The sequence below is a fragment of the Sphingomonas pituitosa NBRC 102491 genome, assembly GCF_001598435.1.
Classification (GTDB): domain Bacteria; phylum Pseudomonadota; class Alphaproteobacteria; order Sphingomonadales; family Sphingomonadaceae; genus Sphingomonas; species Sphingomonas pituitosa.
Genome location: NZ_BCYY01000007.1, coordinates 24,598 through 39,556 on the forward strand (window position 1 = coordinate 24,598; position 14,959 = coordinate 39,556).

At 68.9% G+C, this 14,959-nt stretch carries 12 protein-coding genes; 4 read left to right on the plus strand and 8 right to left on the minus strand.

Annotated features, from left to right (window positions below; all coding sequences use genetic code 11):
• Positions 1-8: 8 nt before the first annotated feature.
• Positions 9-2,096, plus strand: coding sequence for a type II secretion system secretin GspD (gspD, locus tag SPI01S_RS08120; protein ID WP_245653512.1), 2,088 nt, complete (start codon positions 9-11; stop codon positions 2,094-2,096).
• Here gspD and SPI01S_RS08125 read toward each other — a convergent pair.
• Genes SPI01S_RS08125 through SPI01S_RS08135 form a run of 3 tightly spaced genes read right to left on the minus strand, consistent with a single transcriptional unit; the run spans position 2,090 to position 3,542 of the window.
• Positions 2,090-2,521, minus strand: a complete 432-nt coding sequence (locus SPI01S_RS08125) for a hypothetical protein (protein WP_066720914.1) — start codon at positions 2,519-2,521, stop codon at positions 2,090-2,092. The two genes, gspD and SPI01S_RS08125, sit on opposite strands and share 7 nt — an antisense overlap.
• The gene (locus tag SPI01S_RS08130) at positions 2,518-2,973 is read right to left on the minus strand and encodes a hypothetical protein (protein ID WP_066720917.1); all 456 of its coding nucleotides are present in this window, start codon (positions 2,971-2,973) and stop codon (positions 2,518-2,520) included. Before SPI01S_RS08130 ends, SPI01S_RS08125 begins: the two co-directional genes overlap by 4 nt.
• Positions 2,970-3,542, minus strand: a complete 573-nt coding sequence (locus SPI01S_RS08135; RefSeq protein ID WP_066720920.1) for a hypothetical protein — start codon at positions 3,540-3,542, stop codon at positions 2,970-2,972. The genes SPI01S_RS08130 and SPI01S_RS08135 overlap by 4 nt, the downstream gene beginning before the upstream one ends.
• Before the next feature lie 159 nt (positions 3,543-3,701).
• Here SPI01S_RS08135 and SPI01S_RS08140 point away from each other — a divergent pair, with 159 nt between their 5' ends.
• Complete coding sequence (locus SPI01S_RS08140) at positions 3,702-6,170, plus strand: PhoX family protein (protein ID WP_066720931.1); 2,469 nt, start codon at positions 3,702-3,704, stop codon at positions 6,168-6,170.
• An 85-nt stretch (positions 6,171-6,255) separates the two neighbouring features.
• Here SPI01S_RS08140 and SPI01S_RS08145 read toward each other — a convergent pair whose 3' ends face one another.
• From SPI01S_RS08145 to SPI01S_RS08155, 3 genes are all read right to left on the minus strand, one after another.
• The gene (locus SPI01S_RS08145; protein WP_245653513.1) at positions 6,256-6,627 is read right to left on the minus strand and encodes a hypothetical protein; all 372 of its coding nucleotides are present in this window, start codon (positions 6,625-6,627) and stop codon (positions 6,256-6,258) included.
• A gap of 104 nt (positions 6,628-6,731) precedes the next feature.
• On the minus strand, positions 6,732-8,039 hold the full coding sequence (locus tag SPI01S_RS08150) for an amidohydrolase family protein (protein WP_066720933.1): 1,308 nt from the start codon (positions 8,037-8,039) through the stop codon (positions 6,732-6,734).
• Entirely contained in the window at positions 8,039-9,439 is a 1,401-nt protein-coding gene (locus tag SPI01S_RS08155; RefSeq protein ID WP_066720937.1) for an amidohydrolase, read from the minus strand. The genes SPI01S_RS08150 and SPI01S_RS08155 overlap by 1 nt, the downstream gene beginning before the upstream one ends.
• 263 nt (positions 9,440-9,702) lie before the next feature.
• On the opposite strand from SPI01S_RS08155, the gene SPI01S_RS08160 reads away from it, so the two are divergent.
• Together SPI01S_RS08160 and SPI01S_RS08165 are read left to right on the plus strand one after the other, a co-directional pair.
• Entirely contained in the window at positions 9,703-12,369 is a 2,667-nt protein-coding gene (locus SPI01S_RS08160) for a PAS domain S-box protein (RefSeq protein WP_066720948.1), read from the plus strand.
• Positions 12,369-12,983: a response regulator transcription factor gene (locus SPI01S_RS08165; RefSeq protein ID WP_084253329.1), complete on the plus strand. Its 615-nt coding sequence runs from the start codon at positions 12,369-12,371 to the stop codon at positions 12,981-12,983. Before SPI01S_RS08160 ends, SPI01S_RS08165 begins: the two co-directional genes overlap by 1 nt.
• A 1-nt stretch (position 12,984) precedes the next feature.
• On the opposite strand, the gene SPI01S_RS08170 is transcribed toward SPI01S_RS08165, so the two are convergent.
• Entirely contained in the window at positions 12,985-13,338 is a 354-nt protein-coding gene (locus tag SPI01S_RS08170) for a hypothetical protein (RefSeq protein ID WP_084253330.1), read from the minus strand.
• A 91-nt stretch (positions 13,339-13,429) separates the two neighbouring features.
• Complete coding sequence (locus SPI01S_RS08175; RefSeq protein ID WP_169804482.1) at positions 13,430-14,764, minus strand: alginate export family protein; 1,335 nt, start codon at positions 14,762-14,764, stop codon at positions 13,430-13,432.
• Between the last annotated feature and the right edge of the window lie 195 nt (positions 14,765-14,959).

Consider the following 14,959-nt stretch of genomic DNA (forward strand, 5'->3'; position numbering starts at 1 on the left):
AAAACCGCGTGAAGATTCGTCCCGCCCTCGCCTGCCTCGCGCTAGCGCCGATGCTCCTGGATCCGGTGCTGGTCGCCGCGCAGACCGCCGCCGCGCCGCAGGACGCCGCCGATGTGGTGATCAACATGCGCGGGGTGGAGATCGCCGACGTCGCCGACCAGATCTCGCGGATCACCGGCCGCACGCTGATCCTCGATCCCGCGGTAAAGGGCGTGGTGACCGTCACCTCCTCCAGCCCGCTGACGCCGAACGGCGTGTGGGACCTGTTCCAGTCGGTGCTGCGCGCCAATGGCTATGCGGCGGTCCGCTCGGGCCGGGCGTGGCGGATCGTGCCCGCGGCCAATGCGGTGCGCGACGGCGGGCTGCCGGCGCGCGGCATTGCCGGGCAGGAACTGATGACGCGGATGGTCCGCCTGTCGAACGTGCCCTCGGCCGATGCCGCCCGCATCGCCCGGCCGCTGGTGGCGAGCTTCGGCAGCGTCGAGCCGCTCACCGCACCCAATGCCGTCGTCATCACCGACTATGCCGACAATGTCCGCCGGATCGAATCGATCATCCGCCAGCTCGACGGCGGCGGCGGCGCGACCTTCGCCGCGATCGCGCTCAAGAACGGCAGCGCGCCCGCGGTGGCGCAGGCGGTGCAGAACGTGCTCGGCGGCGACCAGGGCGCCGGCACCCGCGTCGCCGCCGACGAGCGCAGCAACACCGTGATCCTGCGCGGCACCCCCGCGTCGGTGGCCGAGGGCCGCCGCATCGTCGCCTCGCTCGACCTGCCGGGCGGCTCGACCCCGATCACTCGCATGTTCCGGCTCAACTATGCCGATGCCGAGACGGTGACCGACGTGCTGCGCGGCGTGCTCGGGCTGGGCGACAGCACCGACAACCCCGTCGCCAACAGCCTGTCGAACAACGCCACCAACCCCTTTGCCCGGCTCGCCAGCCAGAGCGCGCTGTCGGGTGCGGCGGCCGGCATGTCCAACGGCACCCCGGGGTCATCGGCCCCCACCGGCACCGGCGTGCAGGCGGCGACCGGCACCACCACGCCGATGATGCAGTCGACCAAGCCGCAGACGCCCAAGGGCTTTGCGACCCCCGACCTGACCGTGCAGCCGGCGCCCGAGCTCAACGCCATCGTCGTGCGCGGCGCACCGAGCGCGATCGCATCGATCGAGCCCTTGGTCCGCGATCTCGACGTGCGCCGCCCGCAGGTGCTGATCGAAGCCGCGATCGCCGAGATCACCGGCGACGACGCCGAGCAGCTGGCAGTGCAGATCGGCACCAGCGGCGCGGTGCTCGACCGGGTGACCGGCGCGGGCACCTCGTTCGACTCCGGCGGTGCCTCGCTCGGCGCGATCCTCACCGCCCTGGGCGTGCCCGCGGGTTCGCTGCTCGGCACCGGCGCGAGCGGCCTGACCGGCAACTTCAAGATCGGCGACAATTTCTCGGTCCTGCTCCAGGCGCTCGGCACCTCCAGCCGCGCCAACCTGTTGTCGACGCCGCAGATCACCGTGCTCGACAATGTCGCGGGCGAGTTCATCGCCGGCCAGAACGTGCCGTTCGTCACCGGCTCGATCCTCACCAATTCGAGCTCGGCCACGCCGTACAACACGATCGAGCGCAAGGACGTGGGCATCACCCTGCGGGTGCTGCCGCGGATCAACGCCGGCGACACGATCCGCCTGCAGGTGAATCAGGAAGCCTCGTCGATCGCCACCACCACCGTCTCGCGCGCGACCGACCTGATCACCAACAAGCGCGCGATCAACACCACGGTGCTCGCCGACAACGGCTCGACGATCGTGCTCGGCGGCCTGACCAGCGACGATTATCAGGACGTGCGCCAGCAGGTGCCGGTGCTGGGCAACATCCCGCTGATCGGGGAGCTGTTCAAGGGCCGCAAGGAGCAGCGCCAGAAGCGCACGCTGTTCATCTTCCTCAAGCCGACGATCCTGCGCGACGGCGCCGATGCCAGCGCGGCGACGAAGGATCGCTACGCCCGGCTGCGTGCCGACGAGGCGGACAACGCCAAGCGCAACAGCCTGTTGCTCGCGCCCCCGCCGGCCCGGCTGACGGTGGAGATCGACGGGATCTACTGAGCCGCCGGCTCGGGATCGGCGGCGGGCAGCGGCACCCGCGCCCGCTGGCCGCCCCGGCTGAACAGCGCCGCATCGATCGACAAGGATTCGAGCCGCCAGCCGTCGACGCTGTCGCCGATCGCGAGGCTGCGGCCGCTTCCCTGCGCGGTGCGGACCAGCGCCACCGCATCGCTGCCCAGCCGACCGACGATCCCGGTGAGTTGCGGCGCATCGGCAGGCAGCGCCTCGGCTTCGACGGCGGGCGCGGTGAACAGCGGCCGATCGAACACATGGGTGAGCGGCGGCTCGGCCGGCGCGACGAGCGGCGGCAGCACGCGCGACGCCCGCGGCTGCGGGGCCGTGCCGGGGCGCAGCAGCAGGACCGGGAAGGCCACCGCCGCCAGCGCCGCCGCGGTGAGCGCTGCGATCTGCGCGCGCGGGATCATCGCGCCGCCCCGACCAGCGTGCCGCTCAGGCGGACCCCGCCGCCTTCGGCGGGCACGATCCGCCAGGTGCGGAACCGCACCAGCGGTCGCTCGCGTTCCAGCGCGTCGGCGAGCGCGAGCACGGCCTTTTCAGGACCGGACAGGCGCAGCTCCACCATTACCAGCGGTGCCGGCGCCGCGGCGGTACGGACCGTCTCCACCAGCACGCCGCCGCCGCGGGCCAGCCGCTCGACCCGCGTGCGGACGGCAGCGGCGGCGGTGCCGCGGGCAAAGGCCAGCTCCGGCCGAAGGACGGGCACGTCTGCGGCAGGCGTCGCGGCCGATGCCATGAGCGCCGTCCGTGTGGCTCGGGCCTTGGCGAGCGCGCCCAGGGCTGCGCCGGTCCAGGGCGCGAGCAGCGCGGCGAGCAGCAGCCCGGCGAGCAGCCCTGACAGGATGGGACGTCTGTTCATGGCGCGGCTTGCCGCAGCAACACATGGGTTCGCCCTTCGCCTTCCTGCTGGCGCACGTCGCGAAGGCCGGCCAGCATCGGCACCCGTCGCAGCGCGGTGCGGAGCGCATCCGGATCGCTGACCGCGACCTCCAGCTCCAGCGTGCCGTCCGCCTGCCGCTCGGCCCGCACCAGCGCCGCATCGGCGGGCATGGCGGCGGCGACGGTGTCCAGCAGCGCCGCCGGTCCCGGCTGCACGATGGCGGAGGCGAGCATCGTTCGCGCGGCGGCGCGTGCCTGCTCGGCGGCACGGCGGGGTGCCAGCGTGGCTTCGGCAGCCGCTGCATCACGCTGCGCATGCTTCGCCAGCAGCGTCGCGCCCACCAGGGTGACGAGCGGCCCCGCGGCGATCAGCAAGGCGATCGCCGGCAATATCCAGGGGCGCGGTCTGCCGGCTGCTGTCGCCGCTCTCCCAGGCGCCGGAGAACGCCTGGCCCGCGCCCGCGCCCGCGCCCGCGCCCAGCCGAGCGCCCGCCCGGCGAGGCTCGGCGGCGGCGAAGTAGGATCGCGATCGGCGGCGTCCGGCGTCATCGCGCTGCGCTTAGCTCCTGGGGGCGGCTTGGCAAGTGTCACCTCGCCGCCATGTGCAGGCCGCCGATCCGTCACGAAAGATCCATGATGGTTTCACGCCCCGCGGCCATGGGCAGCCACGAGCCGGGACCGCATGCCCGTGCAACAGAGGGGACCCCAATGACCGACCCGATCGAGGCGCCGTTCGGCTATACCGATGGCGACGTGGACACCAACCGCAGCACCGCCGTGACGCTCAATGTGCTTGCCGACCAGCGCTGTTCGCGCCGCTCCCTGCTTCGCGGCTCGAGCGCGATCCTCGCCGCGACGATGGGCGGCTCGCTGGTCGCCGCCTGCGACAACAACGACATCGACGATCCGGCGCCGACCGTCACCGCCGGGGCTGCCGCCACCACCAGCTCGGGCCGCACCGTTACGCTCGCCGGCACCGCGAGCGACAACAAGAGCGTCGGCGCCGTCGCCTGGACGCAGACCGCCGGCCCCGCCGTCACGCTCAGCGGTGCGAACACCAACAGCGCGAGCTTCGTGGCGCCTGCCGTGGCGGCCGCGACCACGCTGACCTTCCAGTTCGCCGCGACCGATTCGGGCGGCAAGACCTCGACGGCGACCAGCACCGTCACCGTGAACCCGGCGGCACTGGGCTTCACGGCCGTTGCCAAGAACAAGCTCGACGTGGTCACCGTGCCGGCGGGCTACACCGTCAGCGTGATCAACCGCACCGGCGATCCGATCGCGGCGAACGTGCCCGCCTACAAGAACGACGGCACCGACACGAACTTCGCCCAGCGCATCGGCGATCATGGCGACGCGCTCTACTGGTACGGCCTGAGCACCGACGGCACCGCGCGCGACGCGACCAGCTCGACGCGCGGGCTGCTCGTGCAGAACCACGAGAACATCAACCAGCAGTATCTGCACACCAATGGCGCAACCAGCACCGGCGGCGTACGCCCGGAAGGCGAGGCACAGAAGGAAATCGATTGCCACGGCGTGTCGATCACCGAGGCAAGCGAAGGCACGGGCCGTGCCTGGAGCGTGAAGCAGGATTCGAGCTACAACCGCCGGATCACCCCCGCCACGCCGATGGCGTTCAGCGGCCCGGCCAGGGGCTCGCCCCTGCTCAGGACGGTCTATTCGCCGACCGGCGTGGCGGGTCGCGGCACGATCAACAACTGCGCCAACGGCACCACCCCCTGGGGCACCGCGATCACCTGCGAAGAGAACTGGGCCGGCTATTTCCGCCGCAGCGGCGACAATGCGAACCGGACGCCCAAGGAACTCGCCGCGCTTTCCCGCTACGGGGTGACCAGCGGCAGCGGCAATTATGGCTGGTCGACGGTCGTTGCGGCGGACTCCGCCAACACGCTGTTCCGCCGCTGGGACGCGCGTGCCGGCAGCGGCGCCGCGACCGACGACTTCCGCAACGAGCCGAACCAGTTCGGCTGGATCGTCGAGATCGACCCCTATGCCCCGACGTCGACGCCGCGCAAGCGCACCGCGCTCGGCCGTCTCGGGCATGAGGGCTGCTGGCCCGGCGCGTTCGTCGTCGGCAAGAAGCCGGCCTGGTACATGGGCGACGATTCGCGCCGCGAATATATCTACAAGTTCGTCTCGGCGACCGCCTGGGTCGCGGCCGACGCCACCGCCACCGATCGGCTGGCCATGGGCGACAAGTATCTCGACGCCGGCACGCTCTACGTCGCCAAGTTCAATGCGGACGGCACCGGCAGCTGGCTGCCGCTGGTGTTCGGGCAGAACGGCATCAATGCGAGCAACGCCGCCTATGCCTTTGCCGACCAGGCCGACGTTCTGGTGAACGCCCGCCTCGCGGCCGACGTCGTCGGTGCGACGCCGATGGATCGCCCGGAATGGACCGCGGTGAACCCGGTGACCGGCGAGATCTACGTCACGCTCACCAACAACAACGCCGCCGGCCGCCCGCTCACCGGCACCGATGCCGCCAATCCGCGCCACTATAATGATCCGAACGGGACGGCGCAGACGGCCAATTACGGCAACCCCAACGGTCACGTCATCCGCATGAAGGAAGCCGATACCGAGGCGACCGGCTTCACCTGGGACATCTATGCCTTCGGTGCGGGCGCGGATCTCGACAAGACCAACATCAACCTCTCGTCGCTGGACGACGGCAACGACTTCTCCAGCCCCGACGGCATGGCCTTCGCGCGTACCACCCATGCCGGCGGCCAGGTGAAGCCGCTGATGTGGCTGCAGACCGACGACGGCGCCTATACGGATGTCACCAACTGCATGATGCTCGCCGCCCAGCCGGGCACGGTGGGTGACGGCGGTGCGCGGACGATCACCAACACGGGTTCGGGCGGTGCGACGGCCACCCAGGCGACCCGCATCGGCGCGGCGCCGGGCACCAATCTGCGCCGCTTCCTCGTCGGCCCGGTCGAATGCGAGATCACCGGCGTGGACTCTACCCCCGACGGCCGCACCCTGTTCGTCGGCATCCAGCACCCCGGCGAGAACGGCTCGCCCGTCGCGCCGTCCAGCCACTGGCCGGACAGCCAGGCCGGCGGCACCGTGGCGGCGACCATACGCCCGCGCTCGGCGGTGGCGGTCATCACCAAGAATGACGGCGGCGTCGTCGGCCTCTGAGGCCCCGCTGCCACCGCACATGGAAAAGGGGAGGTCCGGCGGGACCTCCCCTTTTCTTTTTCCCCGGCACGCGGGGCGACATCGATCACCGATCGGTGCGGCTGATGATCTTCGCGGTGCCGTCCGGCGTGATGGTGACCATGTGCGCCACGCCGCCGGTGCAATTGGCGCGCCACATAGGGTTGCCGTCCTGGTCGTCCAGGCGCTGCGAGCTTTCGACATGGTCGCACTTCAGGCCGGCATCCATGATCGCGCGGATGAACACGACGTTGCGCTGCGCGTCGTTCATCGCGATCACCTCCGCCGCGACATTGTTGCCGACCGCGCCATTGTCGACCACCGCGTTCGCCTCGGCGGCATTGTCCGCCGCCGCGTTGCCGGTCGCCTCGCCGCCCTGCTGGCATCCCGCCAGCGCGAGCGCTGCAACCATGGGTAGAAGGATGTGCTTGATCATCATTTGTCACTCCTGATGGGCCGACACGGGCATGCCCGCGCCGGACCCGTTCCACCTGACCGCCCAAATTCCCGCGATCGTGAAGGTTCCGGATGGAACGCTTCGGATCAGTGTTGATACGCCTTGGGCAGCGCGCCTTCCGCCGGTTTCCAGTAGCGGTCGCGCAGCCGGGTCTGGCGGGTGGTGAGCGGCTGCTCGATCCCGTCGACATACAGCTTCGCCGGCATGCTGCCGATCTCCAGCGGATCGCCGTCCCACACCACCACGTCACCGGCACGCCCGGCCTTGAGCGAGCCGAACGCATCGCCCATCCCCATCGCTTCGGCAGGCTTGGAGCTGATCGCCGCGAACGCCGCGTTCCAGTCCAGCCCGGTCGCGCCGGGGACGCGGGTCAGCGCCACCAGATTGCCGGCGAACTGCTTCTCCAGCCGCGCCTGGCGCGCCTCGTCGTCGTTGATCGTGCCGATGCCGACGAGCACGCCCGCCGCCTGCATCCGGCCGATGTTCGATTGGGTGGCGGCCAGCTGCTCGAAGCTCGCCGGCAGGTCGTTCAGCGCGTTGGCGAGCACCGGCACCCCGGCCGCGGCGATGTCCTTCGCCACCGTCCAGCCCTCGGTCGCGCCGACCAGCACCAGCTTCAGCCCCGGCGTCTCGCGCTTGAGCTGGAGCAGCACCAGAATGTCCGACGCGCGCTCGACATGGACGAGCAGCGGCACCTTGCCCTGCACCACCGCGGCCAGCGCCTCGGCATCGGCGCGGGTGAGCAGCGCATCCTTGCCGCGATCGGCGAAGCTCGCCGGGTTGCGGGCATAATCCCGCGCCTCCAGCATCGCATTGCGGAGCATCGCGATCGCCGCCGGGCGGCTGCCCCCGGCGACGCGGCCGCCGCTCTCGCCATATTCCATGAACTGGAAGGCGCGCGGACGGGCCACCGCGTGCAGGTCGCTGCGGGTATCGATCACCGCGCCCTGGCCGGCGAAGATCGAGCCCTTGCTGACGTCCGGCGCGACGACGGCGCGGGTGACGCCGTCCGCCCGGTTGATCGCGATCGGAGTCGCGCGCGGGTTGACCGCCGGCGACACGTCGAGCGCGGCGTTGAACGGCGAGCTGCCCGCCGCCGCGTCGTTGGTCACGCCGACGCCGTCGACCTCGACGATGCCCATCCGGGTGAAGCCGGCGAAGATGCCCGGCGTGACATAGCGCCCGGCCGCATCGACCACCTGGATACCGGCGGGCACCGCCACGCCGCGGCCCGCCGCGACGACCTTGCCGCCGCGCACCACCACCGTGCCGCCCTCAACGGGGGTCGATCCGTCGCCGATCACCAGCTTGGCGTTGGTGATCGCCACATCCTGCGCCATCGCAGGCGCCGCGAGCGCGGCACAGGCCGCTGCGGCAAGAAGAAGGGTCTTCATCACTTCACATCCCCCTCGCCCGGCTGGCCGAGCTCGAAATCGGAAACCGGACGGCGCTTGGGATCCTTGGCGTCGTAGAGCAGCGCCCCGTCGACCCACACCATCTCCGGCCGGGTATAGACGCTGAACGGATTGCCGTTCCACAGCACCACGTCCGCCATCTTGCCGGCCTTCAGGCTGCCGGTCCTGTCGGCGATGCCCAGCGCGATGGCGGGATTGATCGCCAGCCACTTCCACGCCGTCGCCTCGGACACGTCGAAGCCGCCACGGATCGCCGAGGCGCGCGCCTTGGCGACTTCCTGGTTGAGCCGCTGGATGCCGTTGGCGTCGTCCGAATGGATCATCGCGCAGGCGCCTTCCTTCTCGAGGATGGCGAGGTTCTCCGGCACCGCGTCGTAGGATTCCATCTTGAAGCCGTACCAGTCCGCCCAGACGGCGGCGCAGGTGTTGTTCGCCTTCAGCAGGTCGGCGATCTTGTAGGCTTCCACCGCGTGGTGAAATGCCGAGACGTGGTAGCCGAACTCCTTGGCCATATCCATCACATTGGCCATCTCGTCGGCGCGGTAGCAGTGGTTCTGCACGCGGATCTCGCCTTCCAGCACGCCGCGCAGCGTGTCCATCGCGATGTCCCTGCCCGGTGCCTCGCCGCCGTCCTTCTCATATTTGTCCCAGCGGCGCTTGTATTCGGCCGCCTTCGCCCAGGTCTGGCGATCGACCGCGATGTTGCCCATCCGGGTGGAAGGCTCGCGGCCGCGGCTGCCATAGACGCGCTTGGGGTTCTCGCCGCATGCCATCTTCAGGCCATAGGGTGCGCCGGGGAACTTCATGCCCTGCATCGTGCGGGCATAGACGTTCTTGAGCACCACCGATCGGCCACCGAACAGGTTGGCCGAGCCCGGCAGGATCTGCAGCGTCGTCACGCCGCCATTGGCCAGCGCGCGGCTGAAGCCCGGATCCTGCGGCCAGACGCTGTGCTCGGCCCAGACGTCGGCCGTGACCGGCCCGGTTGCCTCGTTGCCGTCGGACAGCGCGTCGACGCCCGGCGAGGGATAGTCGCCGAGATGGCTGTGGATGTCGATCACGCCGGGCGTGACGTACTTGCCCTGCCCGTCGATCACGGTCACGCCCGCCTCGGCCGTCAGGGTCTGGCCCAGGGCGACGATCTTGCCGTCGCGGAACAGCACCGCGCCCTTGTCGATCCGGCCGCCTTCGCCGTCGAGGATGGTGACGTTGGTCAGCAGCGTCGGCACGCCCGGATAGGCGCGATAGGTGGAAGGATAGGGATCGTGGTTATACCCCTTGCCCTGGCCCGGCCCCTTCTGTGCAGGCGTGGTGGAGGCGCTGGCGGGCTTGCCGCCGCTTCCCCCGCAGGCGGTTAGGGCGACGCAGGCGGCCGCCATGGCGAAGCTTCGGATCAAGCGTTACTCCCTGATGTTCTCGTGATGGTCCCCACCCAGTTGATTGCCGGAGACATGAGCTTTGGCAAGGACCTGCACGAAGTGGATGACGAAATCCGCGGAAATCCGTGCATCTCCCTATGGCTTTTCGCGCAAATTTAACCGATGCTGAGCAAATCGTAGCCTCGGCTTCGACCTGTGCAGGGGCAGGTGGTTTGCACGTTGGAAGAATAGATCGACACACGGCGAACCAAATTGCGCCGTCCATGCACGTCACCACGGCCATTGTTCTGGCCGCCATCGCGTTGTTGTGCGGCCTCGCCACGCTCGCAGGCTGGGCGCTCGGCATCCCGATCCTGCACCGCTTCCTGCCCCGCTCCTATCCGATGTGGCCGATGGGTGCGATCGGCTATATCTTCGTGGCGCTGGGCGTATTGTTCGATCAGGCCCGACGGCCGCGCCTGGCGCTCCCCTTCTACCTGGCGGCAATGGCGATCGGAGTCGTCGGCACGCTCCACCCCTTGCTGGAACCGTGGATCGACATTGGCCGACTGGTCTTCGCCGATCGCGTCGCCGCGCTGCCGCTGCAGCATGCCGGGCGTCCGGGTGTCAACGCCATCGTCTTCTTGCTGATGCTGCCGATCGCCGCCTTTGCCTCGCACAGCAAATGGCGGCTGCTGCGCGAAGTCGCGCCGCTGGTCGCGATCGCACCGCTGGCACTCGCGCTGGCATCCGCGACGGGGATGATGCTGTCCGACGATCCCTCGTCGGTGAACCTCAGCCTGCGGGCCTCGGTACCCGGCACGATCATGGCGCTGTCGCTCACCGCAGCGATCCTGCTGGGGCATTGGCGTGTGGATTCGCAACGATCGAGCCGGATCGAGCGCTCCGATCCCGTCGCGATCAAGACGGTGGTGGCCGGCGCGATCCTGCTGCCCACCCTTCCCGCCACGATCGAGCTGCTTTTGGAGCGCGGTGCGCAGGGCGAGCCGATCGTGGGGCATCTGATACTCGGCCTGTTCAACATCCTCGCGGTCGGCCTGATCGCCTATTGGGCGGTCAACCGGGTGGGACGCGAGCAGGTCGCCCGCGCCGAGCTGAGCCTGGCACTCGACGGCGCCACCGTCGTGATGACCGATGCGCGCGGCCAGATCATTCACTGGTCGCTCGGCTGCCAGCTGCTCTATGGCTGGACCGAGGCGGAGGCCCTTGGCGAAAACCTGTACATGCTGCTGCGCGCCCAGTGCCCCAACTGGAACAGCAGCTACGCCGTGCCCGACGCGGACGGGGCGCAGGAACTGATCGAGCAGCGCAAGGACGGCAGCCAGCTGCACGTGATCGAGCGGCTGCTGCGCTCCGCCACGCCGACGCGCGGCGCGATCGTGGTCCACAGCATCCTCGACATTTCCGAGCGCGTCTCCGCCCTGCGCGCCCTGCGGGCGAGCGAGGAGCGGCTTGCACAGGCCACCGCCGCGCACGAGCTCGGCATCTTCGACTGGGACATGAGCGGCGATCACATCAACTGGTCGCCGGGTACCGAGCAGCGGCTGGGGCTGCCGCTGGGCGCGCTGTCCAGCTTCGAATCCTGGAAGCAGCTGATCGATCCGGACGATCTGGAGGAGCTTCGCGCCACCGTTGCCGCAACGATCGCGCAGCGGGCCGAGCGCTTCTCGTTCCGCTACCGGCTGACCGGCTGCCCGGGGGCCGAGCGCACGCTCGAAGGCTCGGCGCGCTGCTTCTACGATGCCGCCGGCAACCTCATCCGCGTAGTCGGCGCGGCGCTCGACATCACCGAGCGTGACGAGCACGAAGCGGCGCTGCGGCGGCGCGAGGCGCAGCTGCGCACCGTGCTGGAAACCGTGCCCGACGCGATGATCGTGCTCTCCGGCGACGGTGCGATCCTGCAGTTCAGCGCGGCGGCGGAGGAGCTTTGGGGCTATCGCGCCTCCGAGGTCGTCGGCCGCCATTTCACCATGCTGATCCCCGCCGACGAAGTGGAAACCGACCAGGAAGTGCTGCACCGCTTCGTCCAGACCGGCGACGGCCTGGTCGGCGAAGTGCTGGTGGGCACTGCGCAGACCGCCGACGGGCGGCGTTTCCCGGCCGAGATGCGCGCCGGCGCCGCGCGCAGCGACGGGCATCTGCTGATCACGGTCTTCGTGCGCGACCTCACCGAGCGAGTCGCCACCGAACAGCGCCTGAGCGAGCTCAACAACGAGATCGCCCATGTCTCGCGCCAGAGCGCGATGAGCGAAATGGCCGCCGATCTGGCGCACGAACTCAACCAGCCGTTGAGCGCCACCGCCAATTTCCTCGCGGCGGCACGCATGCTGATCGAGCGCGGCGAAGGCGGCCCCCGCGTCACCGATCTGCTCCGCATGGGCTCCGAGCAGACCCAGCGCGCCGGCGAGATCATCCGCAGGCTGCGCGCCTTTGTCGCGCGCGGCGAAGTGGAGATGCGCGTGGAATCGGTCGAGCGCACCGTTCGCGATGCGGTGGAGCTGGTGCTGGTGGGCACCGGCCATTTCAACCTGCGGGTGAGCTTCCATCTCGACCCTGCCGCGCGCTTCATCCTGGCCGACCGCATCCAGGTTCAGCAAGTCCTTGTGAACCTGTTGCGCAATGCCGTTCATGCACTGAAGCTCGTCGAGCCTGATGATCGACAGATCACGATCACATCGGAGAAGCTGCCCGATCAGATGATCGCCATCACCGTCACGGACAGCGGCCCCGGGCTCCCCGAGCATGTCTTGGAAACACTTTTTTCGCGGTTCAGCACGACAAAGGGAGGTGCAGGCGGAATGGGAATTGGACTTTCGATCAGCAAACGCATTATCGAAGGCCATGGGGGGATGTTGAGTGCCGAAAATGCGCCGGGGGGCGGTGCGTCATTTCGCTTCACGCTGCCCGGTATCGAAGAAGGTGAAGAATAATGACCCGAACGATCTACATCGTCGATGACGACGATGCCGTCCGCGCTTCGCTGCACAGCCTGCTTTCGGTCCGACCGGACCTGATCGTCCGGGGCTATCGCTCGGGCGATGCTTTCCTGGAACAGGAGAGCGAACTGGATCCGGGCGTGGTGCTGCTCGATTTCCACATGCCGGGATCGAGCGGGCTCGACGTGCTGCTGAAGCTGGATCGCTCGCCGAAGTTCGTGCCCATCGTTCTCACCGGCCAGGGAAATGTCGGTCTGGCGGTTCAGGCGATGAAGGCCGGCGCGCTCGATTTCATCGAAAAGCCCTATGAGGCCGAATTCCTGCTGAAGGTGATCGACCAGGCCTTCTCCAAGCTGGAAGAGGATGGCGAGGCCGCTGCCCGCACGGCGACCGCGGAGAGCAAGATCGCCAAGCTCTCGCCCCGCGAGACGGACGTGCTGAAGGGCCTGATCGAAGGGCGATCGAACAAGATCATCGCCTATGAGCTCGACATCAGCCCGCGCACGGTGGAGATCTATCGCGCCAATCTGATGGAGAAGCTGGAGGTCCGCAGCCTTTCGGAAGCACTGCGCATCGCATTCGCCGCCGGGCTTTTCCCCAAGGGGTGACTTACTGGGCCGCCCCGCCACCGCGCAGCAATGCGGCGATGGCGGTGGCCGGTTCCTCGGTGGTGACATTGACATGGTGCAGGTGCGGCGCCGTCACCTCGCCTGCGCCGTCCATGATGATCAGGCGATGCCACAGCGGATCCGCCGCCAGCGCTGCAAGGCCGCCGGGATGCGCCTGCGTCGCCGGCCCGTCGGCGACCAGTACCGGCGCGGTGCCGCCCAGCCGGGTGATACGGCTGGCATCCACCTGCTCCATGCTCACCACGTCGATGCCGGAGAGTGCCAGCCGCGCGGCGAGCATGCTGCGCAGGCCGGCCTCACGCACCATCAGGATCACCAGCATATTGAGGACCATCGGCACCGACCCTTGTTGCACGCTCGCGTCCGATCATATTCCGGATCGCGGGCGATGACCACCGGTATCGCTTTGGTCCGCTTGCGAGCAATCAGAACTTGAAGACGAGGTCGGCATAGCCATAGCGCGCATCACCGCTGTGGGGCGCGTTGGGCGCCTGGGTGAGGAACCGCCCCTTGGCGAGATAGGCAGCGCCGACTTCGACCCGCAGGCGATCCGGGATCAGCGAGCGACGCACCCGTACCTCCATTTCGGTGCCGGCGTGTCGCCCGGCAGCGCCGGTCTTGTCGCGCACGCTGGTGAAGGCGAAGGTATCGGTGCGATCGGCGAGCCACAGCCCGCGCACCGCAGCCATCAGGTCCAGCCGCTTGGAGGGCTTCACTTCCAGCCGCACGCCCGGCGAGACCAGGTTCGCCAGGCCCACCGGGCCGAACAGCGATGCAGGGCCGTAGTCGGCGCGCCGCGCGCCATAGAGCGAGTCGAACCGGCCATAGCCGGCATTGGCGCCGTCGCCGCTGGCATAATCGAAGAAGGCGGAGATGCGCGGCGCCCAGGCCCGTGCGATGGTGTAGCCGCCCTCGACATGGACGAAGCCCGCATGCACGCTGAGGTCGGTGCGGTCGGTCACCGCATTGGTCACGCGCGCCTCGCCACGCTGCAGCGCCGCTTCGGCCTCGACGTCGACCTTGCCCTTGGCGGGCATCCGGCGGAGGCGCAGACCGAACGTCACCAACCGGCGATTACGTGTCTGGTAGCCCGGGCGATCCTGTTCGGCGAGGCGATAGACATAGCCGCCGACGCTCAGCTTGCGACCGACATCCGCGATGTTGCCGTCGGCGCCGTAGAAGATGGTGCCGGTGTCGACATGGTCGAGTTCCACCTTGTTGTCGTAGATGCCGTCCATCGTCGCGGGGAGCGCCGTGATCGGATGGGTCCAAAACAGGACCAGCTCGTCCTTCTTGCCGGTGCGATACTCGACGCGCCCGCCCAGATAGGAAGGGAAGGTGTTGCCGAAATCGGCACGCGCAACGAGGCGCTGGGCGCCGAAGGTCATCGTGAATCGGCCGGCGGTCGCCGCCAGAACATCCTTCTTTCCCAGGACGTTGTGGAATTTGTAGCTGACAAACGCCTGGAGCGGCTCGATCGTGTTGACGTCGCTGGCCTTGACCGAGCTGTTATGGCCCTCGCCATAGCCGCGCGCGTCGAGCAGCTCGCCGGTCAGGTTCAGGTCGCCCCAATCCAGCTTCGCGGCGACCAGGGTGCGCAGCGATGCGAAGGCGATGCGGTTGTCCACCTTGGGGCGGAACTGGCCGTCGATGCCTTCCATCCGCGCCCGGACGCTGCCTTCGATACTCAGTTTGGGGCCGGCCGGCACGGGCGCGGCGGGCCTGGTCTGCGCGCTTGCCGCACCGGACACGAGAAGCACCGCAAGGCCAAGGCCTTGCAACGAGTTTCGATACTGCCGAATGCCGTCCACGCGCATGCTCCTGCCGCCCCTTGATGGTTGGCCTTATAGGAAGGAACCGCACGCACCCTGCCGCATGGCACATCGTACCAGGATTTTTCCTGAAGTAGCGGAATGTCCATTCGTAATTGCCGAAGGTCGGGCCGCCCGAAACCC